The sequence below is a fragment of the Streptomyces dengpaensis genome (genome assembly GCF_002946835.1).
GTDB classification, from domain to species: Bacteria; Actinomycetota; Actinomycetes; order Streptomycetales; family Streptomycetaceae; genus Streptomyces; species Streptomyces dengpaensis.
Map to the genome: position 1 here is coordinate 4778518 of NZ_CP026652.1, position 23234 is coordinate 4801751.

The window sequence follows — 23234 nt, forward strand, 5'->3', positions numbered from 1 at the left end:
AGCGTTCAACAACCGAATACCGCTCATCCAGAGGGGCAGAGGGATACGGCCCGATGAAGCCCCGGCAACCCTCCAGCCGGTCTCGTACGACCGCTTACGTCTGAGTACGACTACGTCGTCGTCGCGAGGCTCCCGGCTAGGGAAGGTGCCAAATCCGTCTCACGGCGAAGTGCGTCGTGAGGAAGATGAGGAGAAAGGGCCTCGCCTCCATGGCAGCGCAGACAGTTGCAAGCACCACGAACTCCGCGCCCCTCACCGACTCCGCGGCTTCCGCGAACTCCGTAGCCGCCGTTGACGCAGACGCCGTTGATCTCGGCCCCGCCGCCGCGCTTTCCTGCCGCGAGTGCGGGCACCGCGTCCCGCTCGGCCCGGTTTTCGCCTGCGAGGAGTGTTTCGGCCCGCTGGAGATCGCGTACGACTTCTCTGCCTACGAAACCGAAGAACTCCGCAAGCGCATCGAAGCGGGCCCGGCGAACATCTGGCGTTACGCGCCTCTCCTGCCCGTCCCCGCGGACGTCGCCGGCAAGCCGAACATCAACCCGGGCTGGACCAAGCTCGTCAAGGCCGACAACCTGGCGGCCGCGCTGGGCGTCGAGCCCGGCAAGCTCTTCGTCAAGGACGACTCCGGCAACCCGACGCACTCCTTCAAGGACCGCGTGGTCGCCCAGGCGCTGGAAGCCGCGCGCGCCTTCGGCTTCACCACCCTCTCCTGCTCCTCCACCGGCAACCTGGCCGGCGCGGTGGGTGCCGCCGCCGCCCGTGCCGGCTTCCGCTCCTGTGTGTTCATCCCGCACGACCTGGAGCAGGGCAAGGTCGTCATGGCCGCGGTCTATGGCGGTGAACTCGTCGGCATCGAGGGCAACTACGACGACGTGAACCGCTTCTGCTCCGAGCTGATCGGCGACCCGGCCGGCGAGGGCTGGGGCTTCGTCAACGTCAACCTCCGTCCGTACTACGCGGAGGGCTCCAAGACCCTGGCGTACGAGATCTGCGAGCAGCTCGGCTGGCGGCTCCCCGACCAGCTGGTCGTGCCGATCGCCTCCGGCTCCCAGCTCACGAAGATCGACAAGGGTCTGCGGGAGCTGATCGAGCTCGGCCTCGTCGAGGACAAGCCGTACAAGATCTTCGGCGCGCAGGCCGAGGGATGCTCGCCGGTGTCCGCCGCCTACAAGGCCGGGCACGACGTCGTACGGCCGCAGAAGCCGGACACCATCGCCAAGTCGCTCGCCATCGGCAACCCGGCCGACGGGCCGTACGTGCTCGACATCGCTCGGCGCACGGGCGGGGCGGTGGAGGATGTCGACGACGAGCAGATCGTCGACGCGATCAAGCTGCTCGCGCGCACCGAGGGCATCTTCGCGGAGACCGCGGGCGGCGTGACCGTCGGTGTCACACGCAAGCTGATCGAGAACGGTCTGCTCGACCCGGCCCTGACCACGGTCGTGCTGAACACCGGCGACGGCCTCAAGACCCTGGACGCGGTGGCCTCGGACACCGGCCTGACCGCGACCATCCGCCCGAACCTCGACTCCTTCCGAGAGGCTGGCCTCGCATCATGAGTGTTTCCGTCCGCATCCCCACCATCCTGCGCACCTACACCGGCGGCAAGGCCGAGGTGAGCGCCGAGGGCACGACCCTCGCCGAGGTCATCGCCGACCTGGAGCAGAACCACACGGGCATCGCCGCGCGCGTCCTGGACGACCAGGGCAAGCTGCGCCGCTTCGTCAACGTGTACGTCAACGACGACGACGTGCGATTCGAGCAGGGCCTGCAGACGGTGACGCCGGACGGCGCGGGCGTGTCGATCATCCCGGCCGTCGCGGGCGGCTGAACCGTCACCCAGGGTGAGATTGTTACCGTAGGTAACGCATATCACCGAGAGTTCATCGAATTGCCCCCTCCGTGAGAGAAACGGAGGGGGCAATTCTGCATGGTTGAGCGCGGTAGAGTTGGGGAACCTGCTTCGCCTTTCCCGCGGTTTCATGCCAGGCGCATATGAGTACCGGCCCGGCATCCGACAAGAAGTAGCCAAAGTGCCCCACCTTTTTAAGCCGTTTACGGCATTTACGGGGCCCGACTTGCCCTGAATCTTCGCGAATTCTCCCTATATTCCCGATCGGTCGCGCCCAGAATTCTCGTCCGATTGACCTGTTGCAGACGGCAGTTGGACAGATACATTCAGCCGCGGTCGACGCGTTCCGGCGCACACCCCCAACCGTTGGGGGGTGAGGTCTGACCCGGGTCCGCGAAGTGCGGTCCTGTGCAAGGGCCAGTAATAGGGGAGTTAGGCATGGCTCAGGGCACCGTCAAGTGGTTCAACGCGGAGAAGGGGTACGGCTTCATCGCGGTCGACGGTGGTGCGGATGTTTTCGTCCACTACAGCGCGATTCAGATGGACGGCTACCGCACCCTGGAAGAGGGCCAGCGGGTCGAGTTCGAGATCTCGCAGGGCCAGAAGGGGCCGCAGGCGGACATGGTCCGGCTGGCGGCCGGCTGAAGCACGCGCCGACTGACTGTTCGACGTGACGAAGGGCCCGTACCTCGATGGGGGTACGGGCCCTTCGGTCTTCCCGCGGTCACCTGTGCCCCCGCGCCCCCGCGCCCGTTCGCGCCCCCGAGTTCACCTTGGTATCGACGCGAGCCGCTTGCACTCGCATGGGTCGAGTGCTAATCATTGGCGTTAGCACTCTGATGGTGAGAGTGACAACGAGGACCGGGTCGGTGAGGCCCGCGGACCGGGTGGGGCAAGGAACCACGAGGTCGGCAGGCCGTCCGTCGCGGGCGCGGGCGCGGTCCTGGAGATTCCACCCCAGTCCGGGAGGACCACTTCACATGGCCAAGATCATCGCGTTCGACGAGGAGGCGCGGCGAGGCCTCGAGCGCGGCATGAACCAGCTCGCGGACGCCGTCAAGGTGACGCTCGGCCCCAAGGGCCGCAACGTCGTCCTCGAGAAGAAGTGGGGCGCCCCCACGATCACCAACGATGGCGTGTCCATCGCCAAGGAGATCGAGCTCGAGGACCCGTACGAGAAGATCGGCGCCGAGCTGGTCAAGGAAGTCGCCAAGAAGACGGACGACGTCGCCGGTGACGGTACGACCACCGCGACCGTTCTCGCCCAGGCCCTGGTCAAGGAAGGCCTGCGCAACGTCGCCGCCGGTGCCAACCCGATGGCCCTGAAGCGCGGTATCGAGAAGGCCGTCGAGGCTGTCTCCGGTGCCCTGCTCGAGCAGGCGAAGGACGTCGAGACCAAGGAGCAGATCGCCTCCACGGCCTCCATCTCGGCCGCCGACACCCAGATCGGCGACCTCATCGCCGAGGCGATGGACAAGGTCGGCAAGGAAGGCGTCATCACCGTCGAGGAGTCCCAGACCTTCGGTCTGGAGCTGGAGCTCACCGAGGGTATGCGCTTCGACAAGGGCTACATCTCGGCGTACTTCGCCACCGACATGGAGCGTATGGAGGCCGTCCTCGACGACCCGTACATCCTGATCGCCAACTCGAAGATCTCGAACGTCAAGGACCTGCTCCCGCTCCTGGAGAAGGTCATGCAGGGTGGTAAGCCGCTGCTGATCATCGCCGAGGACGTCGAGGGCGAGGCCCTGTCGACCCTGGTCGTCAACAAGATCCGTGGCACCTTCAAGTCCGTCGCCGTCAAGGCCCCGGGCTTTGGTGACCGCCGCAAGGCCATGCTCGGCGACATCGCCATCCTCACGGGCGGCGAGGTCATCTCCGAGGAGGTCGGCCTCAAGCTGGAGAACGCGGGTCTGGACCTGCTGGGCCGCGCCCGCAAGGTCGTCATCACCAAGGACGAGACCACGATCGTCGACGGCGCCGGCTCCGCCGACCAGGTCGCCGGTCGCGTGAACCAGATCCGCACCGAGATCGACAACAGCGACTCGGACTACGACCGCGAGAAGCTCCAGGAGCGTCTGGCGAAGCTGGCCGGCGGCGTGGCCGTCATCAAGGCCGGTGCCGCCACCGAGGTCGAGCTCAAGGAGCGCAAGCACCGCATCGAGGACGCCGTTCGCAACGCGAAGGCCGCCGTCGAGGAGGGCATCGTCGCCGGTGGTGGCGTGGCCCTCATCCAGGCGTCCTCCGTCTTCGACAAGCTCGAGGTCGACGGTGACGAGGCGACCGGCGCCAACGCCGTGAAGCTCGCCCTGGAGGCCCCGCTCAAGCAGATCGCCGTCAACGGTGGTCTCGAGGGTGGCGTCGTCGTCGAGAAGGTGCGCAACCTGGCCGTCGGCCACGGTCTGAACGCCGCGACCGGCGAATACGTCGACATGATCGCCGAGGGCATCATCGACCCGGCGAAGGTGACTCGCTCTGCCCTGCAGAACGCCGCCTCCATCGCCGCGCTGTTCCTCACCACCGAGGCCGTCATCGCCGACAAGCCGGAGAAGGCCGCCGCGGCCGCTCCGGGCGGCATGCCGGGCGGTGACATGGACTTCTGATCGACCTGGCGGTTGGTCAACGTCCTTTCGTTCCGAGGGCGGCACTCCCTGTTCGACAGGGGGTGCCGCCCTCGGGCGTGTCCGGGTTCGCAGGACAGGGAGTCGCCCTCGGGCGTGTCCGGCGTCACACGGTGGCATGCGCGGGGCGCGGAATGCGGGGCACCGCACCGGCGGTTGTATTTGTTTCAGAGCATGCACCAATGCGCCTGCACATACTCGCCGGTTTATCCCCCACACTTATGAGGAGTCCCTACGTGACCGCCACCACGCCCGCCGCCGCCTCGCGCGCGGCGGAGATCCTGTCCCGCCCGACCGCGATCAACGGCCTCACCGTTCCGAACCGGATCGCGATGGCCCCGATGACCCGCCAGTTCTCCCCGGGCGGCATCCCCGGCGAGGACGTGGTGTCGTACTACTCCCGCCGCAGCGCCGCGGGCGTCGGCCTGGTCATCACCGAGGGCACGTACGTCGGCCACGAGTCGGCCGGGCAGAGCGACCGCGTCCCGCGCTTCCACGGCGAGGAGCAGCTGGCCGGCTGGGCGAAGGTCGCCGAGGCCGTGCACGCGGCGGGCGGCACGATCATGCCGCAGCTGTGGCACGTCGGCATGGTCCGCAAGGCCGGCGAGCCGCCGTTCGCGGACGCCCCCGCCGTCGGCCCGTCCGGCCTGGTCACCGAGGGCGCCGAGCCCACCGGCAAGGCCATGACCCAGCAGGACCTGGACGACGTCATCGCCGCGTTCGCCGATGCCGCTGCCGCCGCCGAGCGCATCGGCTTCGACGGCGTCGAACTCCATGGTGCCCACGGCTACCTCGTCGACCAGTTCCTGTGGGCGGGTACCAACCGCCGCACCGATGCGTACGGCGGCGACCCGGTCGCCCGTACCAAGTTCGCGGCGGAGATCGTGGCCGCGGTGCGCGCGGCGGTCTCCCCCGAATTCCCGGTCCTCTTCCGCTACTCGCAGTGGAAGCAGCAGGACTACGACGCCCGCCTCGCCGAGACGCCGGAGGAGCTGGAGGCGATCCTCACCCCGCTCGCCGCGGCCGGGGTGGACGCCTTCCACGCCTCCACGCGCCGCTACTGGCTCCCCGAGTTCGACGGCTCCGACCTCAACCTGGCCGGCTGGACGAAGAAGCTGACGGGCAAGCCCAGCATCACGGTCGGCTCGGTCGGCCTCGACGGCGACTTCATCAAGGCCTTCGCGGGCGAGGGCGCCGCGGCGGCCAACATCGACAACCTCCTGGACCGCCTGGAGAGCGACGAGTTCGACCTGGTCGCCGTCGGCCGCGCGCTGCTTCAGGACCCGCAGTGGGCGGCGAAGGTCCTGGCCGGACGCTTCGAGGACCTGGCGGCATACGACGCGTCGGCGCTGCGGACGCTGAGCTGACCTCTGACCTGGACTGGGCTGGTCTGGACCGGTCTGGGCTGGCCTGGTCTGGGCTGGTCTGGACCGGTCTGGGCTGGTCTGGACCGGTCTGGGCTGGCCTGGTCTGGGCTGGGCTTGGCGGGGCGGTGGGGCTCCTCAGCGTTTTCAGGTTGCTGTTGGGGCCGCCCGCTTCTTTGTCAGTGTCGTGCTTCCGCGAGCCGAGTAAAGGGCGCTGCGCTGCGCTTCGCGTCGGCTGCGCCGATCGGCCTGCGGCCGACCCTTGACTCGGCTCGCTCCAGCACGGGGGAGAAGCGAGCGGGCGGCCCGGAGGGGTGGGTGGCCGAGGCCGGCGGACGGCAATTGGCGTTTCCGTCCCACCGGTTGCGCTGCCCACCTGGGGTTTTCCTGTCGTTACGTGAGACATAGCTGCCAATTACCCTCGGTCGGCCGTGGGAAGCGTGATGGGGGATGCTGGCGTGACAGGTGAGGGGTGTGGGGAGCCCAATCCGCCATCCGCAGGCCGTTAAGTCGCCCGGCGTGTGGGTGACGGGTGACCGCGCAGTGTCCGCGCACCGCATGGCGCTAAGGGGTGTCCCTACTCGGTGCTGGCCTCGGGCGTTGTCGGGCCAGGGTGGTGGCCACCGGTAGGTACGCCGTTGCCAGCAGTGCGAAGACCGTGCCGTGGGAGACGTGCGGGGACAGTGCCGCGTACGTGCCGTAGGCCAAGAGGGACGTGATGTTCGTGCCCAGCCCGGTCAGCGACGTGATCGTCGCGCGGCTCGGGCCGGTGATCGTTGCCTGGAGGCGGACGTCCGCCAGTACGTCCGCGAGCTGGAAGACCAGGAACGCCGCGCCGAGCAGGGCGAAACCGGCCGGCGCGCCCGACAGCGCACCCGCCGCGAGTGCCGCCGCCGCACAGGCCAGCAGCGCACCGGCCGCCCGTCCCGAGAGCCGTTCGCCCGCCGACACCAGCAGCGAGCCGAGTGTCACGCCGACCCACACCACGAGCACCAGCAGCGGCACGGTACGGGTCGCCACACCGGTGTCCGCCGCCAGCAGCGGCACGTACTCGTCCAGCACACCCCACACCGACGTGACCGCGACGGCGAGCGCCATCGCCCGCCGGACCGGCCGGCTGCCGCGCACCTCGGTCAGTCCGGAGCGCAACGTCGCGATGTAGCCGGGCCGTTCGGCCTGCTCCTGGCGGGCGGCAGCGCGGTGCTCGGGGAGCGTTGCGCCGGCCGCCGCGCACAGCAGGCACGCGCCGATGCTTCCGGCCCACACCAGGGTCTCGCCACCGAAGGCGAGCGCGGGAGCGGCAGCCGCCGTGGCGGTGGCGGTCGCGGCCATGCTGGCGGCGGCGGCCCGCCCCATGACGCGCCCGTAACGGTCGGCCGCGCCGAGCCGTTCGAGTTCGTCGTGGACGAGGGCCTCCATAGAGCCCGAACGCAGGGACCCGCCGACAGCCCAGAGCGTGAAGCCGACGGCGTAGGCCGCGTACGACGGGGTCATGGCCCACAGGGCGAATCCGGCGGCGGACAGCACCGGGCCGACGACCATCATGGCCCGGCGGGACACCGCGTCGGCCCAGACGCCGGACGGTACTTCGACCAGCAGGCCGACGATGCACCAGATGGCGAAGAGGCTCGAGATCTCGGCGGTGGTCAGCCCGTTCTCGGCGAAGAGCAGGGCGTAGAGGGGGTAGAGGAGGACGAAGTCCTCAAGTCCCGCGTAGGCACAGAGCTTTCGCTCAAGGCTGCGGACACGGGGGTCGAGCGGGGCGGGCGAGCACGACAAGGACGTGAGCATGCGTGTAGTCCTCAGGTGGAACGGACGGGGGACGCCGGGTGCTCACCCGCGCGGCGGCCCGCGACAGCCCGTTCCCGGACCCGCTGCGATAGATCAATGTCGTCGTCGGCTCATACGCCCGAGTCTAAACCGGGGCGTACTCCGTGAGCCTCTCGGTTTTCGGCGCGTGGCCGCAGCCCTGTGCTCGGCGACTACTCGCTCGGTCAGGACGGTTGATCAGGCGGCCGAGGGGAGAGCCGTGGAGTAGTCGACTAGCCGGGTGTGGGCCCTTCTGCCTTCCAGCGAAGGGTAATTGGCGCATTTGGGCCACCGACTCCCCATCCCACCTGGGGTTTTCCTGGAGTGGCATGGCCCAAATCCGCCAAAAAAGACCCCGGATGGCCCCAAGGGAATCTGCCAATTACTCCCGGAGGGACTCCGGAGGAACTCGTGACGCGCCGTCAGCCGCCAAGCCCACCTGGCGTGCCGCCACTCCGCCAGCGCGCCCCGCACCCACTCGCCGTCAGCCGCCAAGCCCACCCGGCGTGCCCCGACTCGCGGACGCGCACTACCCACTCACCCGCAAGCCGCTAAGCCGACCCGGCGTGCCCCGACTCGCGGACGCGCCCCACCCACGCACCGCAAGCCGCTAAGCCAGCCCGGCGTGCATGTGAGACGCCAGCGCGCCCGTCGGCCCCCGGCCCACCACGCAACCCACCCCACCCCACCCGCGAACCGGCCTCGGCCACCCACCCCTCCGGGCCGCCCGCTCGCTTCTCCCCCGTGCTGGAGCGAGCCGAGTCAAGGGTCGGCCGCAGGCCGATCGGCGCAGCCGACGCGAAGCGCAGCGCCCTTTACTCGGCTCGCGGAAGCACGACATTGCCAAAGAAGCGGGCGGCCCCAACGCTCACTTGAAAACACCGGGAGGGCCGGCTGCCGTGACCCCTCCCTCCCCTACGGCATCACAGGTTGCCCAGCGATTCGATGTCCACCCTCACCGGTGTGCCCCAGATGCGGAGGACCTCGTAGTCCGTGAACTCGTGGACCAGGCGGTAGGCCATGCCGGGGCGGGGGGTCCTGCGCTCGGCGGCGAGGTAGCGCTCGGCTTCCTGGCGGTCGCGGCGGGGGGTGCCGCAGAGCTGCCATGCCTGGCCGTTCCACACCTCGGGGAGCCAGCGCTGCTGGGGCTGGGGACGGTCGCCGCGGACGCCGTAGCGGGACATGGCGCGGTCGGGGGACTCGTCCGGGGCGGGCACCCGGCCGTGCCCGTACGCGTCGTTGACCTCGGAGCGGCGGGCCGCGCGGCGGCGGGTTTCGCAGAGCAGGCACAGGTCGGCGGCGCCCTCGTCGACGGGCCCGTTCGGATGCTCCGGGCAGCGTGTGCTGGGCGCCGCCGTCGTCACCGTCTCGTCGAGCAGGTGGAGCGCCCGCTTCAGATCGGCCTTGACCTCGTGCAGCCTGGCGTCGGGGGTGTCGGCGGTCAGGGCGTCGCCGTGCTCCCCGAGCAGCCGCAGGGCGCGGCCGAGGGCGGTCAGCTGTGCGTGGTTCATGACTCCACCTTGGCACGCCCCACTGACATCCAAGACAGCCGCCGCTGCCGTAAGACGGCCGCCGCTGTCGCCAGGCAATCCACCACGCAAGCCACCACGGCCCCCACACGCCCCCGCGCACGCCCCACTGACAACCAAGACGCCCGCTGTCACCAAGGACCCAGAGCCCCCGATCTCCGGTTGCGGCGCATGGTTGCCGGAGTGACGCTCACGGGGGGAGTGCAGCGAGGGGGAAAGGGCGGCAAGCGAGAGAGGCAGGCGCGTCACCATGCTCACCACCGACTACGTCACCGGCTCACCCAACTGGCTCGACCTGGGCAGCCCCGACACCCAGGCGGCGGCAGCCTTCTACGAAGGCGTCTTCGGCTGGGACCTCGAGACCGCGGGGCCGGACGCGGGTGGATACGGCTTCTTTCAGAAGGGCGGCCGAACGGTCGGCGGACTGGGGCCGCTGAACGAGCAGGGCGCGAGCTCGACCTGGACGGTGTACTTCCAGTCCCCGGATGTGGACAGCACCGCCAAGGCGGTGGAGCAGGGCGGCGGTGTCGTCCGTGTCGAGCCCGGCGACGTGATGGAAGCCGGGCGGATGGCGGCCTTCACCGACCCCGGCGGCGCCGACTTCGCCGTCTGGCAGCCCGCGGCCGTCGGGGGCCTGGAAGCGGCCTCGGAGGACGACACGCTGTGCTGGGTCGAACTCCATGCCCCGAACCCGTCGGGAACCCTCGCCTTCTACCGCTCCCTGTTCGGCTGGCGGTCGCAGGAGATGACGATGCCCGGCATGACCTACACCGTGCTGTCCACCTCAGAGGGTGATCAGGAGGACGCGTCGTTCGGTGGGCTCGCCGAGCTCCAGGAAGGCATGGAGCCGCGCTGGGTCCCCTACTTCGCGGTGGCCGACACCGATGCCACCGTCGCCGCGGCGCAGGGCGGCGGCGGCTCCGTCCTCATGCCCCCCACGGATGTACCGGACGTCGGACGCATCGCATGGATCGCCGACCCCTTCGGCGCCCTCTTCGCCCTCCTCAAGCCCAATCCTCCGACTCCTCCGACCGCCTGAGACCGGGGCCGAACCCGAAGACGTACGTGGCCAGGAAGCCGACCGCGTAACCCGTCAGCAGGCCGCCCCCGTAGACCGCCGCGGTCAGTGCGAGGCCCCGGTTGCCGGAGAGCAGCGGGAACAGCGCCCACCCCGAGGGCCCGATCGCCGTCGACCCCACCTTGTCGCCGAGCATGGAGAAGAACCCGACGAAGGCGCCTCCCGCCGCGCCGCCCGCGCATGCCGTGAGGAACGGACGGCCGAGCGGGAGCGAGACGCCGTAGATCAAGGGCTCGCCGACGCCGAGCAGGCCCGCCGGGAGGGCCGACTTGATCGTCGTACGGATGGAGGTGTCGTGGCGGAGGCGGACGTAGACCGCCGCAGCCGCGCCGACCTGGCCCGCGCCCGCCATGGCCAGGATGGGCAGCAGGCTCGTGTAGCCCTGCTGCTCGATGAGGGTGGTGTGGATGGGGATCAGCGCCTGGTGCAGGCCCAGCATCACCAGGGGCAGGAACAGGCCGCCCAGGATCAGGCCCGCGAAGACGCCCGTGTGGTCGAGGAGCCAGTTCGCCGCCGTACCGATGGCGGACGAGAGCTCGCCGGCCGCGTACATCAACGCGTACAGCGTCACCAAGCCCGTGAGCAGCACGGTGAGCGTGGGGGTGACAAGGACGTCCAGTGTCGCGGGGACCCAGGCGCGGCACCATTTCTCGACGTACGTGCCGAGCGCCGCGGCCGCCAGCGCGCCCAGTACGCCGCCCTGCCCCGGCGCGAGCGTCATGCCGAACACCGTCACCTTCGCGACGCCCGCGTACACGATGACCGCCGCCACGGCGCCGCCCAGGATGGGCGTGCCGCCGAACTCCTTCGCCGTGTTGTAGCCGACGAATACGGCGATCAGCGCCATGAATCCGGCGGCGACGGCCGTGAGGGCGGGGGTCAGGGCCGGGAGCCAACCCAGGTTGACCAGCAGGCCGTTGAGGCCCGCGACGACTCCGCAGCCGATCAGGGCGGGGATCAGGGGGACGAAGATGTCGGCGATGCGGCGGAGGAGGAGTTTGATGGGGGTGGCGTTGCGTTCGCGCTGGGCGGCCTTCAACTCGGCGCCTCTGGTGGCGAGGTGATCGGCTGATGTGGACGGCTGACCCGCCGCTGTAGGCGGATGATCGGCCAGTGTGGACGGCTGATCAGCCGTTGTGGACAGTTGATCCGCCGCCGTCGTCAGCAGCCGATTCCGATCCGCCCCTGTCGTGCGCAGCCGATCCGCCGCCGTCCTCAGCAGCGCCTCGAACTCCGGCGTCACCCGCGCGACCGTGCCCGGGCCCAGCACGATCTGGTACGTGTCGTCGTCCGCGACGACGCCGAGTACGGCGGGGAGCGCGCGGAGGGCGTCCTCCCGTACGAGGGCCCGGTCCCGGAGCCCCAGCCGGAGGCGGGTCATGCAGTGGGCGACGGAGGTGACGTTGGCGGGGCCGCCCACGAGAGGGAGGATCGCGGCGGCCGTCGAGGCATGGGAGGTGGTCACTCCCCGAGGGTGCTGGTCAGCCGGTCGTCGCCGCCAGCGCGGCACGCAGGTGTCCCTTGGTCTCCTGAAGAAGGCGGGCGGCCGTGGGCCCGTCCACGCCGCCCAGGATCGTCAGGATCGCGTTCTTCACCTCACCCTCCGTGGCTGCGAGGGCCTGCTCGATCTCCTCGTCCGAGGCGCCCGTCGCCAGCGCCACGATGCGGCGGGAGCGGGCGCGCAGCTTCTCGTTCGAGGCGCGTACGTCGACCATCAGGTTCCCGTACGTCTTGCCGAGGCGGATCATCGTGATCGTCGAGAGCATGTTCAGGACGAGTTTCTGGGCCGTGCCCGCCTTCAGGCGTGTCGAGCCGGTCAGCAGCTCGGGGCCCACCACGACCTCGATGCCGTGGTCGGCGGCGGTCGCCAGCGCGCTGTGCGCGTTGCAGGACAGGCCGATCGTCAACGCGCCCCGGGCGCGGGCGTGTTCGACGGCCCCTACGGCGTACGGGGTGCGACCGGAGGCGGAGACACCGACCACCGTGTCGTCGGGCGTCAGCTTCAGCGCGTCCAGGTCGGCCGCCGCCAGCTCCTTGGAGTCCTCGGCGCCCTCGACCGAGGTGACCATCGCGGTCGGGCCGCCCGCGATCACGCCCACGACCTGCGACGGGTCGGTGTTGAAGGTGGGCGGGCACTCGGAGGCGTCCAGCACGCCGAGGCGGCCCGCGGTGCCCGCGCCCGCGTAGATGAGACGGCCCCCGCGGGACATACGGTCCGCGATGTCGTCGATCGCGGCGGCGATGAGCGGGAGCTGCGCGGCGACGGCCGTCGGCACGGTGGCGTCCTCGCCGTTCATGAGCGTCGCGATCTCCAGCGTGGACAGCTGGTCGACCTCGGACAGCTCGGGGCGGAATGCCTCGGTCGTCAGCGTCTCCAACTCCGCTCGAAGATCGCCGCTGCTGGACGCACTGGACCCGTTGGAGCCGCCGGACGCATGGGGCACGTTGGACACATTGGACGCGTTGGACGTGGAGGTCATGAGGGGAGAGGCTCTTTTCCGGTGAGGGTGAGGTGTCGTAACCGCGCCCCGAAAGGGTGCCGCTACCGGCCGCCGCGCGGCGTGTGGCGGTGCGCCAGCGCCTCGTACGAGGCGGACAGCGCCGGCGCCGCGTGCTCGTACGTTCGCTGGGCGACCCCCACGAACAGACAGTCGACCACCAGCAGCTGGCTCGTGCGCGACGACATCGCCGCCGGGCGCAGCTCGCTCTCGCGGGCCGTCGACGTGGTGAGGATGTGGTCCGCGTACTGCGTGACGGGCCCGCCCGGGCGGCCGGTGATCGCGACCGTCGTCGCCCCGTGCTCGAAGGCGACCCGGAGCGGTTCGATCACGTCGCCGGTCGAACCCGAGTGCGTGATGGCTATCGCCACGTCCTTGGCGCGCAGCTGCACCGCGTTGGTGACGGCGAGGTGCGGGTCGCTGTGTGCGTGGGCTATGAGCCCGATGCGCAGCAGCTTCTGGCCGAGGTCCTGGGCGACGAGCCCGGACGCGCCGACGCCGTAGATGTCGATACGGCGGGCCGCGGCGAGCGCGCCGACCGCCGCGCCGAGCTGGACCGTGTCGAGCCCGGCGGCGGTGTCGGCGAGGGTCTGCTGCTCGTCGTACGCGAGCTTCGCCACGACGTCCGCGATGGGGTCGTCCACGGCGATGTCGGCGGTGACGGCGGGCGCGCGGCCCGACTGCTGCTGGGCGGCGAGCCCGGCGAGCGCGAGGCGCAGGTCCCGATAGCCGGGATAGCCGAGGAGACGGGCGGTACGGACGACCGTCGCCTCGCTGGTGCCGGTGAGCTCGGCGAGGCCGGTGACCGTGAGGGCCGCGCAGCCGGCCGGGTCGCCGGCGACCGCCTCGGCGACCCGCTGCATGGAGCGGGTCATCGACGGGGCGAGCGTGCGCACCTTGGCCGCGAGGGCGGCGGGAGCGGGCGGCGCCTCTCCCGCGAAAATTTCCTTCACGTCATGGGTCACATAGTGAAAGATATTTTCCAGTGGGGCATACGGTCAAGGGTGCGCACAATAGGTGCATGGACCCCACCGACCTCCCCGGCAGCCCCGGCGCGCCCGGCAGCCCTGGCGCGCCCGGCACGCCCGTCAGTCCCTTGGAGCAGGCCTTGCACGCCGCTCGCGCCCTCGTGCTGGCCGACCTGGTCGCGGGCGAGGTCGCCGAGGCGGACGTTGTCTCCCTCGTCGAGGAGTCGGTGGTGCAGCGCCGCTGGTGGGTTGAGCAGTGGCCGGACGGCGCGGGCTTCGTCGCCGGGCTCGTCGCCCAGGACGTACAGGACGCGCTCCTCGAGCGGCGCGGGCGCTGGCCGCTCTGCCCCGTCTGCGGCTCCGGGGACCCGCACGCCCTCGACGTCGAGCCCGAGTTGGGGCCCGACCCGCACTGGGTGTGCCACAAGGCGGGCGTGAAGGTCGCGTCGCTGGGGTCGCTGGGTTCGGCGACCGGCGGGACCCCGCCCTCGTGACCGTCTACATCGACCCCGCCGCCTGGCCGGGGCACGGGCGGCTGTGGTCCCACCTGATCAGCGACGTCTCGTACGACGAACTGCATGCCTTCGCCGACGAGTTGGACGTCCCGCGACGCGCCTTCGAGCGGGACCACTACGACATCCCCGCGCACCGGTACGCGGACGCGGTGCGCGCGGGTGCGGTGGAGGTGAGCAGCCGGGAGGTGGTGCGGCTGCTGCACGGGGCGGGGCTGCGCAGGCGCAAGAAGTACGTCGGCCGGCGCGTCGGTCGGTGAAGACCGGAGCGTTTCGCGGGGCGGGAGTAGGGGTCAGCCCTCGCGGGGTCGGAGCAGGGGTCAGCCCTCGCGGGGTCCAGGTGTCAGCCCTCGCGGGAGTACAGCCGCAGTGACCGGTCCATGCCGTGCAGCTCGTACGCGGCCCGCTCCACGTCCTCGCTCACCCGCGTGAACCCGGCGCGTGAAATGACGCCCTGGGAGGGGGCGTTGTCCCGGTCGATGGCGGCGATGAGGAGCTTGACGTCGTCGCGGGCCAGGGCCCAGGCGGAGAGGGCGCGCAGGGCCTCGGTGGCGTAGCCGTGGCCGCGGGCGTTCTCGGTGAGGTCGTACCCGACTTCCGCGCGGCCGTCCTCGTCGGGGGCGCCGTGGAAGCCCATGCCGCCGATCGCGCGGCCGTCCTCCCGCCGTACGAGCACGAACACGCCCCACTCCGGCAGGTGCACTCCGTCCTCGTACGCCTTCACGACCATCCCGGCGGCGTCCCGCGTGCCCTGGAACGGGCCGCCCTCCAGCCACGCGAAGCCACCCGTGCCGCCCGCGCGCAGGTCGGCGGCGGCCGCCGGGGTGACGCCCTGGAGCGTGAGCCGCTCGGACTCGATGACCAGGTTGTTGCTCCAGCGCCACTCGGTGACCGGGGCGCGGCCGGGCAGTTCGCCGCGGCCGGTCGCCCACAGGAGGGTGGGCCAGGGGGCGGGCCCGGGCCGGACGTGCGGAAAGATCCGGCCGAGGACGCCTTCGCAGAGGTCGGCGGGCGGCTCGTAGGGGAGCCCAAGCCCCTGGGCGATGTCATGCGTGTGCAACAGGACTTCGGCGATGCCCATCGCGGCGAAGCCTTCGCGGTCGGCGCTGCGGAAGGGATACGGGTGGAAGGCGCGCACCTCGCGGGGCGTCGTGCGGACGGTGGCGGCGAGCAGGGCGCCGGTCGTCTCGATCACGTCGACGACGCCCGCGTTGTCGGTGTCGTCCTCCATGACGATCTCGAAGGGGACGTACGCCGTGGTGGCCCGCCCGGCCAACTGCCCCGCGTACGCGATGAGATCGGACGCGATGTGCTCGGCGGTCTGCCGGCAACTCCACGCCAGCCGGCCTGCCTCGACGCCGTCCCAGTCCCGCTCGGTGACAGTGCGCAAAAGGGCCACACTCCCCGCGACGGCCTCCGTTACCTGGTCCCCGCCCATGTCTGCGCCGCTGTCTCCCATGCGGGCGAGGATAGGTGGGATCATGCCTCCGTCCGTACAGGATTTGCCGCGGCGCCGCCCGCCTTGGACACGACGCGCGTGCTCTGCGTACGGCGATGCAGCAGCAGCGACCCGCGACCTGGCCGAGGCCGAACACCGTGATGAGCGCGACGAGGGTGGTACGGCGGGGCAGGCGGAGGGTGACCACGGCGAGCAGCGGTGCCCCGACCACCATTCCGATCGCGAACGCCGGTATCAGCAGCCCCGCCTGCGGGATCGTGACGCCCATGTCGTCGGCGATGGGCGGCAGGAGCCCGGAGAGTATGAACTCGCTGGTGCCGAGGGCGAAGACGGACAGGCCGAGGATGTAGACGGCCAGGGGCATGCGGGGACGTGGCGGCATACCCCCCTTAGTACGGTGTTCAGCGCCCGTCGTCGAACGGGTTTCAGGACGGGCGCTCAAGCAGGCGAACGGGCCGTCACGCGTCCGGCCGGCCCGGCTGCCCCGGCTGGTTCAACTGGTCCAGCTCGTCGGCGATGTTGCGGCGTGCCCGCTCCTCCCATTGCCGTTCTCCGTACGGCGTCCTGAACAGGCGGGGCAGAGCGAGGAGTTGGCGCAGCACTGCCGACCGGCCCTCGCGGAACGCCTCGTCCGGGACGAAGGCGTACTCCTCGCGGACGGCTGCCGTGTAGGCGGCGTACGACGGTGAAGGTGACGCCAGGACGGCCAGGTCCGCGTCGCACAGGACGGCCCCGTTGGTGTCGTCGGGGGCGGGGGAGTGGGTGACGGTGAGGCGGACCAGGCGGGCGACCTCGGCCGTGCGGTCCTCGTCGATGCCGAGTTCGGGGAGGGCGCGTTCGGCGAGGCGGGCGGAGCGCTCCTCGTTCTCCGAGCGGTCGGGGAGGTACACGGCGTCGTGGAACCAGGCCGCCAGGCGTACGGCGGCCGGGTCCTCGGCGTACTCCTCCAGTACGTCGATGTGGTCGAGGACCGCGAGGAGGTGGTCGGTGGTGTGGTAGCGGCGCTGGGGTTCCGCCCAGCGGGTGAGGAGGTTCGCGGCGTGGCGGTACGGCGACGGGCCGCACTCGTCCGTGTCGCGAGCGGCCAGGACGGTGGCCGCCCAGCGCTTTTCCAGGTCCACGTGGGCGGGGTGTCGCTGACTTTCTGCTGCCATGTCGGTCATTGTCCTCGCCGTGCGGGGCGACGGCCTTGGGGGCGAAGAAACCTGCGGGGCGCCCCGCCCGCGTACCCTGGGATTGGACTAGACCTGTAGCCGCCCAAGAGAAGAGGTCCGATGAGCGAGCGCAAGAGCGCACTGCTGGAGGTGATCGCCCTCGGCGTGGAGGACGCGGTCGCCGCCCAGGCCGGAGGCGCGGACCGGCTGGAGCTGGTGACCGACATGGCCGCCGACGGACTCACCCCACCGGTGGAGACCTTCGCCGCCATCCGCGCCTCCGTCGACATCCCGCTGCGCGTGATGCTGCGCCGGGCGGACGGTTTCGCGGCGGGGGACGCCGAAGACGTCGCCGCGCTCGTACGGGTCGCCCGCGAGCTGCGCGCCGCCGGAGCGGGCGAGTTCGTGCTCGGGTTCCTCGACGAGCACGGCGGCCCCGACCTGGCCGCGGTGGAGCGGATCGCCGCTGAACTGGACGGCTGCCGCTGGACCTTCCACCGCGCGATCGACCGCGCCGCCGACCGCGACGCCCTGCGCAAGCAGCTCGCGGACCTGCCGGGCCTCGACGCCTACCTGACCGCCGGGTCCGCTGCGGGCGTGGACGACGGGCTCCCCACGCTCCTCGCCGAGGCCGCGCGCACCGGCGAGCCGGGCTACGAGCCGCGGATCATGGTCGGTGGCGGGCTGCGCCTCGACCACCTGCCGCCGCTGCTCGCCGCGGGCGTCGACGCCTTCCACATCGGCGGAGCCGCCCGGCCCGAGGGCTGGACCGCTCCGGTCTCGGCGAAGGCGGTACGGGAGTGGCGAGAGGCGCTGGACGCGTAGCGAAGGCACCGTTCCTCGGCGCGGAAGCCGGCGACGTGCCCGAGGTCCCGGGAGGGACCTGCCGGATCAGCCCAGTTGGGCGGGCAGCGGCGCCGCGTGCGTGACGATCAGGCCCGAGACCGCACGGGTCAGGGCCACATACAGGCGGCGCAGGCCGGTGCGTTCGTCCGGTTCGCCGTCGACGACGGCCTGCGGCTCGTCGAGGACCACGTAGTCGTACTCGAGGCCCTTGGCGAGCGAGGCCGGCACCAGGGTGAGCCGGGTCTCGGCCGTCGTCTCCTCGCCCGGGCCGAGGTACGTCCGCCCGGCCGCCGTCAGCGCCTCGGCGAGGGCAGGGATCCGGGCATCGGCGGCGATCAGTCCGACCGACCCTTCGTTGCCCAGCAACTCCCGCACGGCACCCACGACGTCGGCGTCCGCCCCACTCGCCCGCACCTCGAAGAAACCCGGGTTCTCACGCACCGACGCCACCGGCGTCAGACCGGGCGCGATGTGCGGCAGCAGCCGGGACGCGTACGTGATGACGTCGGTGGGGACGCGGAAACCGGCCGTCAGCTCTTCGACCACGGCGTCGGCCTTCCCGAGATGGCCCAGCGCCTCGTCCCAGCTCCGCGTCGCCCAGGGCGTCGTACCCTGCGCCAGATCCCCCAGCACGGTCGCCGATCCCGTCGTACAGCGCCGCCCCACCGCCCGGTACTGCATCGGCGACAAGTCCTGCGCCTCGTCGAGCACCACATGCCCGAGGGAGTGCGTGCGCTGGACGAGATCGGTCGCCTCGTCGATCAGCACGGCGTCCGCCGCCGACCACTTGGCGGACTTCACGCTCCGTACGGGCTTGGACCAGAGCATCTTCTTCTGCTCGTCCTCGTCGAGGATCCCCTCCGCGTGGACGGCGAGGAAGTCGGCGTCGGTGAGCAGTCGCAGCACGAGTTTGGCGGGGTCGACGGGCGGCCAGATCGCCTTGACCGCCGCCTTCACGGCGGTGTTGCGGGCGACGGCGTCCTGCACCCGGTCGTCCGGCGCCTCGCCGGACCGTTCCATCTGGACCAGTACGGCGTGCGCGATCCGCTGCGGAAGGGCGTCGCGGGCGGCGCCGTACCGGATGTCGCGGTCCAGCAACTCCCGCACGATCTCCTCGAGTTCGTACGCCGGTACGCGCCAGCGCCGCGAGCCGCGCACCACCATGACCGGCTCGGTGGGCGGGGTCACGTGCGAGCGGACGGCCCGGCGCAGCACCTCGGCCATGCGGGCGTCGCCCTTGATGACGGCGGCAGCGGCGTCATCCGTCCCGCGCACCTCGACATGGGCGACGAGATCGTCGACCGTCGCCTGCTTGACCTCCAGCTCGCCCAGAGCCGGGAGGACCTGCTCGATGTAGTGCAGGAAGGACTTGTTCGGCCCGATGACCAGGGTGCCGGTGCGGGCGAGCCGCTCCCGGTGGGCGTACAGCAGATACGCCACCCGGTGCAGACCGACGGCGGTCTTTCCGGTGCCGGGGCCTCCCTGCACGCAGACGGATCCGGCGAGCCCGCTGCGTACGATCTCGTCCTGCTCCGGCTGGATGGTCGCCACGATGTCGCGCATCGGGCCGACGCGCGGGCGCTCGATCTCCTGCTGGAGCAGCTTGCTGGTGGCCGCCTCGGTCGGATCCGACAGGTGCTCGTCCTCGTACGCCGTGAGGTCGCCGCCCGTGTAGCCGAAACGGCGGCGCAGCCCGACGTCCATCGGGTCCTTCTTCGAGGCCCGGTAGAACGGCTGCGACACCGGCGCGCGCCAGTCGATGACCATCGGGTCGCCCTCGGCGTCGTGCACATGCCGCCGCCCGATGTAAAAGCGCTCGCCTTCCGCACCCTCCGCCTTGTCCGCGCCCGGTGCGTGCAGATAGTCGAGGCGCCCGAAGAACAGCGGGGTGTGGCTCAGGTCGGCGAGCGCCTTGATGCGCTCGTCGATCTGGTGCTGGAGCACCGCGGCGTTCACCCAGTTCGCGGTGACGTCGCTGATGTCGAGGTTCTCGACGTCCTCGCGCATCGCGCGCAGGGCGGAACGGGAGTGGGCGAGGTGGGTGCGCTCGCGGGAGAGGGGGTCGTGAGCGTCGTAGGGGTCGTAAGGGCCGTCTGGCGGGGTGGACACGGGGGTTGCCTCCGGGGACCTGCTGCGTGCGTGACACCTCGTGGGTGATTCCTGGATGCCGTCCGGTTTCCGGCCGGCCAAGTAGGGGCGGCCCGTAGGGCCTCGTTTGAGGGTGGTGGTGGGAGACGGGTGGGACGCACTCCGCGACAGGGAGGCGGGCAAGAGCGGAGATTCTAGGTGACCCAGGAGCGGGGGCCACCGGATTTCCGCGGCCTCAGGGACGCACCCCGCAGGACCCTAGGGGTCGGCGTCCGTCGCGAGGCGTACGGCGCGGGACCCGCAGGCGTACGCGGCGGCCGGGAGGTTCGGTCCGGAGGCCGACGCCATTCGGGGCGCACGGTTCCACCATGGATATATGAGCGCAGCCACCTTCACCTCAGGCACTGTCCACCCCGGTGCGCCGAGCGGCGCGACCGGCGTCACCTCCTCCCACCACCCCCACCGCCTCGGCGACGCCCTGCGCGCGGTCAAGGTGTTCGCGGAGGCTTTCGTCGGCGTCGTGATCCTCGGAGAGTACGGCGAGGAAGCGGGCGTACGACGGCGGTGAGCCGTACGGCGACCGGCGCGCGGCGGTGAGCCGTACGCCGGGCCGAACCTGCCCGGCACATAGGGTCACTTCGTGCCCCTACGGACAGTGACCGGCATTTCACCCATCGAAGCCAGCCGATTCTCCCGGTTCTCCCGGTTCTTCCTGCTCGCCCTCTCCCTCGCCGCCTTCTCCGCCCTGTGCGTCGTCACCCGCGCTCCCATGGCCGACACGCTGGTCTACCGGGCCGAGGGCGCGGCCGTACTGAACGGTGTGGATCTCTACGCGTTCACCGTGACGGAGTGGCACCTTCCGGCCACGTACCCGCCCTTCGCGGCGCTCCTCTTCGTACCGGCGGCCTGGATTCCGCCGGTCGCTCTCAAGCTGGCCTTCGTCGCCGGAAACGTAGTCCTGCTGGCCCTGCTCGTCCGGCTCTCCTGCCGTCTCGCGGGCATCGCGATGTCGCGGCCCGCCGTCTGCGCCGCCACCGCCCTCGCGCTGTGGCTCGAACCCGTCTTCCAGACCGTCCTCTTCGGCCAGATCAACCTCGCCGTGGCCTGCCTGATCCTCTGGGACCTGACGCGGCCGCCGGGCACCCGGGGCAAGGGCATCGCGCTCGGCATCGCGGCCGGAGTGAAACTGACCCCCGCCGTCTTCATCGCGTACCTGCTGCTCACCAACCGCCGGCGGGAAGCCGGTGCGGCGACGGCGGCCTTCGCGGGAACCGTCCTGCTGGGCGCGCTCGCGCTGCCCGCCGCGAGCGTCGACTTCTGGACCAGGCGGCTGTACGAGACCGACCGCGTCGGCAAGGCCTGGATCGTCGACAACCAGTCGCTTCAGGGCCTGATCGCCCGTGCGCTGGGCGACCCGGCGCCCGGCCCGGCGTGGGCCGTACCCGCGCTGGCCGTCGCGCTGGCGGGAATGTGGCTGGCGAGCCGCGCCCGCACCGGCCGCCGCCGGGGCATCCTCGTCACCGCCCTCACGGCGCTCCTCGTCTCGCCGATCAGCTGGTCGCACCACTGGGTGTGGTGCGTACCGCTGATCGCCGTGCTGTACGCCGAACGCCGCCTCCGCCTGGCCGCAGCGGTGACCGCGCTCTTCACGGCCCGCACCTTGTGGCTGATCCCGCACCAGGGCGACCTGGATCTCCAACTCCCCTGGTGGCAGCAGCCGTTGGCGTCGCCGTACCCCCTGCTGGGGCTGTGGCTCCTGGCTCAGCTGTCGGTCTCGGCCAGCAGCTCGTCCGCGTCCATGATCCGGTACGCGTACCCCTGTTCCGCCAGGAAGCGCTGGCGGTGGGCGGCGAAGTCCTGGTCGATGGTGTCGCGGGCGACGACGGAGTAGAAGTGCGCCTGGTGGCCGTCGGCCTTGGGCCGCAGCACGCGCCCCAGCCGCTGGGCCTCCTCCTGCCGGGACCCGAAGGTTCCCGACACCTGGATGGCGACCGTCGCTTCGGGCAGGTCGATGGAGAAGTTCGCGACCTTGGACACGACGAGGACGGAGATCTCCCCCTCCCGGAAGGCGTCGAAGAGCCTCTCCCGCTGGGCGTTGGAGGTCTCGCCCTTGATGACGGGCGCGTTCAGGTGCTCGCCCAGCTCGTCGAGCTGGTCGATGTACTGCCCGATGACCAGGATCTGCTGCCCGGCGAAACGGCGTACCAGCGCCTCGGTGACCTTCCGCTTGGTGTCGGTGGTCGCGCAGTAGCGGTACTTCTCCTCGGTCTCGGCGGTGGCGTACGCGAGCCGCTCGGAGTCGGTCAGATTGACCCGGACTTCGACACAGTCGGCGGGCGCGATGTACCCCTGCGCCTCGATCTCCTTCCAGGGCGCGTCGAACCGCTTCGGCCCGATCAGCGAGAAGACGTCAGACTCGCGCCCGTCCTCGCGGACGAGGGTGGCGGTGAGCCCCAGCCGCCGCCGGGCCTGCAGATCGGCGGTGAACTTGAAGACGGGAGCCGGCAGCAGATGCACCTCGTCGTAGACGATGAGCCCCCAGTCACGGGAGTCGAACAGCTCGAGATGCGGGTAGACGCCCTTCCGCTTCGTCGTCAGCACCTGGTAGGTGGCGATGGTGACGGGCCGGATCTCCTTCTTCGTTCCGCTGTACTCACCGATCTCGTCCTCGGTCAGCGAGGTCCGCTTCACCAGTTCGTGCTTCCACTGCCGGGCCGAGACGGTGTTGGTGACGAGGATGAGCGTGGTGGCCTTGGCCTGCGCCATGGCCCCGGCCCCGACGAGCGTCTTGCCGGCACCGCACGGGAGGACGACGACACCCGACCCGCCGTGCCAGAAGTTCTCCACGGCCTGCTTCTGGTACGGCCGCAGCGCCCAGCCGTCCTCCGCCAGGTCGATGCGATGCGCCTCGCCGTCGACGTACCCGGCGAGGTCCTCGGCCGGCCAGCCCAGCTTCAGCAGCGTCTGCTTGATCTGCCCGCGCTCGGACGGGTGCACGGCGACGGTGTCGGGATCGATGCGCGCGCCGACGAGCGGCGCGATCCGCTTGGACCGCAGCACCTCTTCGAGCACAGGCCGGTCGGTGCTCGTCAGGACAAGACCGTGCGCCGGATGCTTGCTCAGCGTGAGCCGCCCGTACCGGTCCATGGTCTCGGCGATGTCGACGAGCAGCGCGTGCGGCACGGGGTACCGGCTGAACTGCACGAGCGCGTCCACGACCTGTTCCGCGTCGTGCCCCGCGGCCCGCGCGTTCCACAGCCCCAGCGGCGTCACCCGGTAGGTGTGGATGTGCTCGGGCGCGCGCTCCAGCTCCGCGAACGGCGCGATGGCCCGACGGCAGGCGTCGGCCAGCTCGTGATCGACCTCGAGCAGGAGTGTCTTGTCGGACTGGACGATGAGGGGTCCGTTCACACGTGTCCCTTTCTGCGCACCGGCACCCGGCGCGGATGCTCGGCC

Annotated in this window: 19 protein-coding genes, 2 pseudogenes and 1 riboswitch; of the genes and pseudogenes, 11 read left to right on the plus strand and 10 right to left on the minus strand. The window is 70.9% G+C overall.

Annotated features, from left to right (window positions below; all coding sequences use genetic code 11):
* Nucleotides 1–20 precede the first annotated feature (20 nt).
* A riboswitch (SAM riboswitch) is annotated at nt 21–192 on the plus strand.
* A 17-nt stretch (nt 193–209) separates the two neighbouring features.
* The 5 genes from thrC to C4B68_RS22235 all read left to right on the plus strand — a co-directional run bounded on the left by thrC (nt 210) and on the right by C4B68_RS22235 (nt 5840).
* Complete coding sequence (thrC, locus tag C4B68_RS22215) at nt 210–1559, plus strand: threonine synthase (protein WP_099503556.1); 1350 nt, start codon at nt 210–212, stop codon at nt 1557–1559.
* Nucleotides 1556–1831 carry a MoaD/ThiS family protein gene (locus tag C4B68_RS22220; protein ID WP_099503554.1) on the plus strand — a complete coding sequence of 92 codons (276 nt, stop codon included), beginning with the start codon at nt 1556–1558 and terminating at the stop codon, nt 1829–1831. The genes thrC and C4B68_RS22220 overlap by 4 nt, the downstream gene beginning before the upstream one ends.
* A 459-nt stretch (nt 1832–2290) precedes the next feature.
* Complete coding sequence (locus C4B68_RS22225; protein ID WP_005486335.1) at nt 2291–2497, plus strand: cold-shock protein; 207 nt, start codon at nt 2291–2293, stop codon at nt 2495–2497.
* A gap of 335 nt (nt 2498–2832) precedes the next feature.
* On the plus strand, nt 2833–4455 hold the full coding sequence (gene groL, locus C4B68_RS22230; RefSeq protein ID WP_099503552.1) for a chaperonin GroEL: 1623 nt from the start codon (nt 2833–2835) through the stop codon (nt 4453–4455).
* Between the two features lie 254 nt (nt 4456–4709).
* Entirely contained in the window at nt 4710–5840 is a 1131-nt protein-coding gene (locus C4B68_RS22235; protein ID WP_167459140.1) for an NADH:flavin oxidoreductase, read from the plus strand.
* Between the two features lie 561 nt (nt 5841–6401).
* On the opposite strand, the gene C4B68_RS22245 is transcribed toward C4B68_RS22235, so the two are convergent.
* Together C4B68_RS22245 and C4B68_RS22250 are read right to left on the minus strand one after the other, a co-directional pair.
* Entirely contained in the window at nt 6402–7628 is a 1227-nt protein-coding gene (locus C4B68_RS22245) for an MFS transporter (protein ID WP_099503546.1), read from the minus strand.
* A 941-nt stretch (nt 7629–8569) separates the two neighbouring features.
* Nucleotides 8570–9157: a hypothetical protein gene (locus tag C4B68_RS22250; protein ID WP_099503544.1), complete on the minus strand. Its 588-nt coding sequence runs from the start codon at nt 9155–9157 to the stop codon at nt 8570–8572.
* Between the two features lie 268 nt (nt 9158–9425).
* Here C4B68_RS22250 and C4B68_RS22255 point away from each other — a divergent pair, with 268 nt between their 5' ends.
* Entirely contained in the window at nt 9426–10214 is a 789-nt protein-coding gene (locus C4B68_RS22255; RefSeq protein ID WP_099503543.1) for a VOC family protein, read from the plus strand.
* Here the strand turns inward: C4B68_RS22255 and C4B68_RS22260 are convergent.
* The 3 genes from C4B68_RS22260 to C4B68_RS22270 all read right to left on the minus strand — a co-directional run bounded on the left by C4B68_RS22260 (nt 10180) and on the right by C4B68_RS22270 (nt 13716).
* Nucleotides 10180–11718: a PTS transporter subunit EIIC gene (locus C4B68_RS22260; protein ID WP_099503541.1), complete on the minus strand. Its 1539-nt coding sequence runs from the start codon at nt 11716–11718 to the stop codon at nt 10180–10182. The two genes, C4B68_RS22255 and C4B68_RS22260, sit on opposite strands and share 35 nt — an antisense overlap.
* 16 nt (nt 11719–11734) lie before the next feature.
* On the minus strand, nt 11735–12733 hold the full coding sequence (gene murQ, locus C4B68_RS22265; protein WP_099503539.1) for an N-acetylmuramic acid 6-phosphate etherase: 999 nt from the start codon (nt 12731–12733) through the stop codon (nt 11735–11737).
* A gap of 62 nt (nt 12734–12795) precedes the next feature.
* A complete protein-coding gene (locus C4B68_RS22270; protein ID WP_099503537.1) occupies nt 12796–13716 on the minus strand; it encodes a MurR/RpiR family transcriptional regulator in 921 nt (306 codons plus the stop codon).
* A 56-nt stretch (nt 13717–13772) separates the two neighbouring features.
* On the opposite strand from C4B68_RS22270, the gene C4B68_RS22275 reads away from it, so the two are divergent.
* Together C4B68_RS22275 and C4B68_RS22280 are read left to right on the plus strand one after the other, a co-directional pair.
* The gene (locus C4B68_RS22275) at nt 13773–14213 is read left to right on the plus strand and encodes a hypothetical protein (protein WP_240634438.1); all 441 of its coding nucleotides are present in this window, start codon (nt 13773–13775) and stop codon (nt 14211–14213) included.
* Nucleotides 14210–14491, plus strand: a complete 282-nt coding sequence (locus C4B68_RS22280) for a DUF4031 domain-containing protein (RefSeq protein WP_099503535.1) — start codon at nt 14210–14212, stop codon at nt 14489–14491. The genes C4B68_RS22275 and C4B68_RS22280 overlap by 4 nt, the downstream gene beginning before the upstream one ends.
* 83 nt (nt 14492–14574) lie before the next feature.
* Here the strand turns inward: C4B68_RS22280 and C4B68_RS22285 are convergent, their stop codons facing one another.
* From C4B68_RS22285 to C4B68_RS22295, 3 genes and pseudogenes are all read right to left on the minus strand, one after another.
* Nucleotides 14575–15669, minus strand: a complete 1095-nt coding sequence (locus tag C4B68_RS22285) for a GNAT family N-acetyltransferase (RefSeq protein WP_099503769.1) — start codon at nt 15667–15669, stop codon at nt 14575–14577.
* A gap of 130 nt (nt 15670–15799) precedes the next feature.
* Nucleotides 15800–16054: pseudogene (locus C4B68_RS43425) on the minus strand (MFS transporter); the annotation flags it as partial.
* Nucleotides 16055–16148: 94 nt separating this feature from the next.
* Complete coding sequence (locus C4B68_RS22295; RefSeq protein WP_099503767.1) at nt 16149–16844, minus strand: HD domain-containing protein; 696 nt, start codon at nt 16842–16844, stop codon at nt 16149–16151.
* A gap of 120 nt (nt 16845–16964) precedes the next feature.
* Here C4B68_RS22295 and C4B68_RS22300 point away from each other — a divergent pair, with 120 nt between their 5' ends.
* Nucleotides 16965–17669 carry a copper homeostasis protein CutC gene (locus C4B68_RS22300; RefSeq protein ID WP_099503533.1) on the plus strand — a complete coding sequence of 235 codons (705 nt, stop codon included), beginning with the start codon at nt 16965–16967 and terminating at the stop codon, nt 17667–17669.
* Nucleotides 17670–17735: 66 nt separating this feature from the next.
* Here the strand turns inward: C4B68_RS22300 and C4B68_RS22305 are convergent, their stop codons facing one another.
* Nucleotides 17736–19799, minus strand: coding sequence for a HelD family protein (locus C4B68_RS22305; protein WP_099503531.1), 2064 nt, complete (start codon nt 19797–19799; stop codon nt 17736–17738).
* A 355-nt stretch (nt 19800–20154) separates the two neighbouring features.
* Here C4B68_RS22305 and C4B68_RS22310 point away from each other — a divergent pair, with 355 nt between their 5' ends.
* Complete coding sequence (locus C4B68_RS22310) at nt 20155–20346, plus strand: hypothetical protein (RefSeq protein WP_099503529.1); 192 nt, start codon at nt 20155–20157, stop codon at nt 20344–20346.
* A gap of 201 nt (nt 20347–20547) precedes the next feature.
* Nucleotides 20548–21558: pseudogene (locus C4B68_RS22315) on the plus strand (glycosyltransferase 87 family protein); the annotation flags it as partial.
* On the opposite strand, the gene C4B68_RS22320 reads toward C4B68_RS22315, so the two are convergent.
* Nucleotides 21540–23189, minus strand: coding sequence for a DNA repair helicase XPB (locus C4B68_RS22320; RefSeq protein ID WP_099503527.1), 1650 nt, complete (start codon nt 23187–23189; stop codon nt 21540–21542). The pseudogene C4B68_RS22315 and the gene C4B68_RS22320 sit on opposite strands and share 19 nt — an antisense overlap.
* Nucleotides 23190–23234: the final 45 nt, after the last annotated feature.

Excerpts from the sequence above, each read along its gene's own strand:
- thrC (WP_099503556.1), top strand. The coding sequence starts at position 210 with ATGGCAGCGCAGACAGTTGCAAGCACCACGAACTCCGCGCCCCTCACC.
- C4B68_RS22220 (WP_099503554.1), top strand. The coding sequence starts at position 1,556 with ATGAGTGTTTCCGTCCGCATCCCCACCATCCTGCGCACCTACACCGGC.
- C4B68_RS22225 (WP_005486335.1), top strand. The coding sequence starts at position 2,291 with ATGGCTCAGGGCACCGTCAAGTGGTTCAACGCGGAGAAGGGGTACGGC.
- groL (WP_099503552.1), top strand. The coding sequence starts at position 2,833 with ATGGCCAAGATCATCGCGTTCGACGAGGAGGCGCGGCGAGGCCTCGAG.
- C4B68_RS22245 (WP_099503546.1), bottom strand. The coding sequence starts at position 7,628 with ATGCTCACGTCCTTGTCGTGCTCGCCCGCCCCGCTCGACCCCCGTGTC.
- C4B68_RS22250 (WP_099503544.1), bottom strand. The coding sequence starts at position 9,157 with ATGAACCACGCACAGCTGACCGCCCTCGGCCGCGCCCTGCGGCTGCTC.
- C4B68_RS22255 (WP_099503543.1), top strand. The coding sequence starts at position 9,426 with ATGCTCACCACCGACTACGTCACCGGCTCACCCAACTGGCTCGACCTG.
- murQ (WP_099503539.1), bottom strand. The coding sequence starts at position 12,733 with ATGACCTCCACGTCCAACGCGTCCAATGTGTCCAACGTGCCCCATGCG.
- C4B68_RS22275 (WP_240634438.1), top strand. The coding sequence starts at position 13,773 with ATGGACCCCACCGACCTCCCCGGCAGCCCCGGCGCGCCCGGCAGCCCT.
- C4B68_RS22285 (WP_099503769.1), bottom strand. The coding sequence starts at position 15,669 with ATGGGCGGGGACCAGGTAACGGAGGCCGTCGCGGGGAGTGTGGCCCTT.
- C4B68_RS22295 (WP_099503767.1), bottom strand. The coding sequence starts at position 16,844 with ATGGCAGCAGAAAGTCAGCGACACCCCGCCCACGTGGACCTGGAAAAG.
- C4B68_RS22300 (WP_099503533.1), top strand. The coding sequence starts at position 16,965 with ATGAGCGAGCGCAAGAGCGCACTGCTGGAGGTGATCGCCCTCGGCGTG.
- C4B68_RS22310 (WP_099503529.1), top strand. The coding sequence starts at position 20,155 with ATGAGCGCAGCCACCTTCACCTCAGGCACTGTCCACCCCGGTGCGCCG.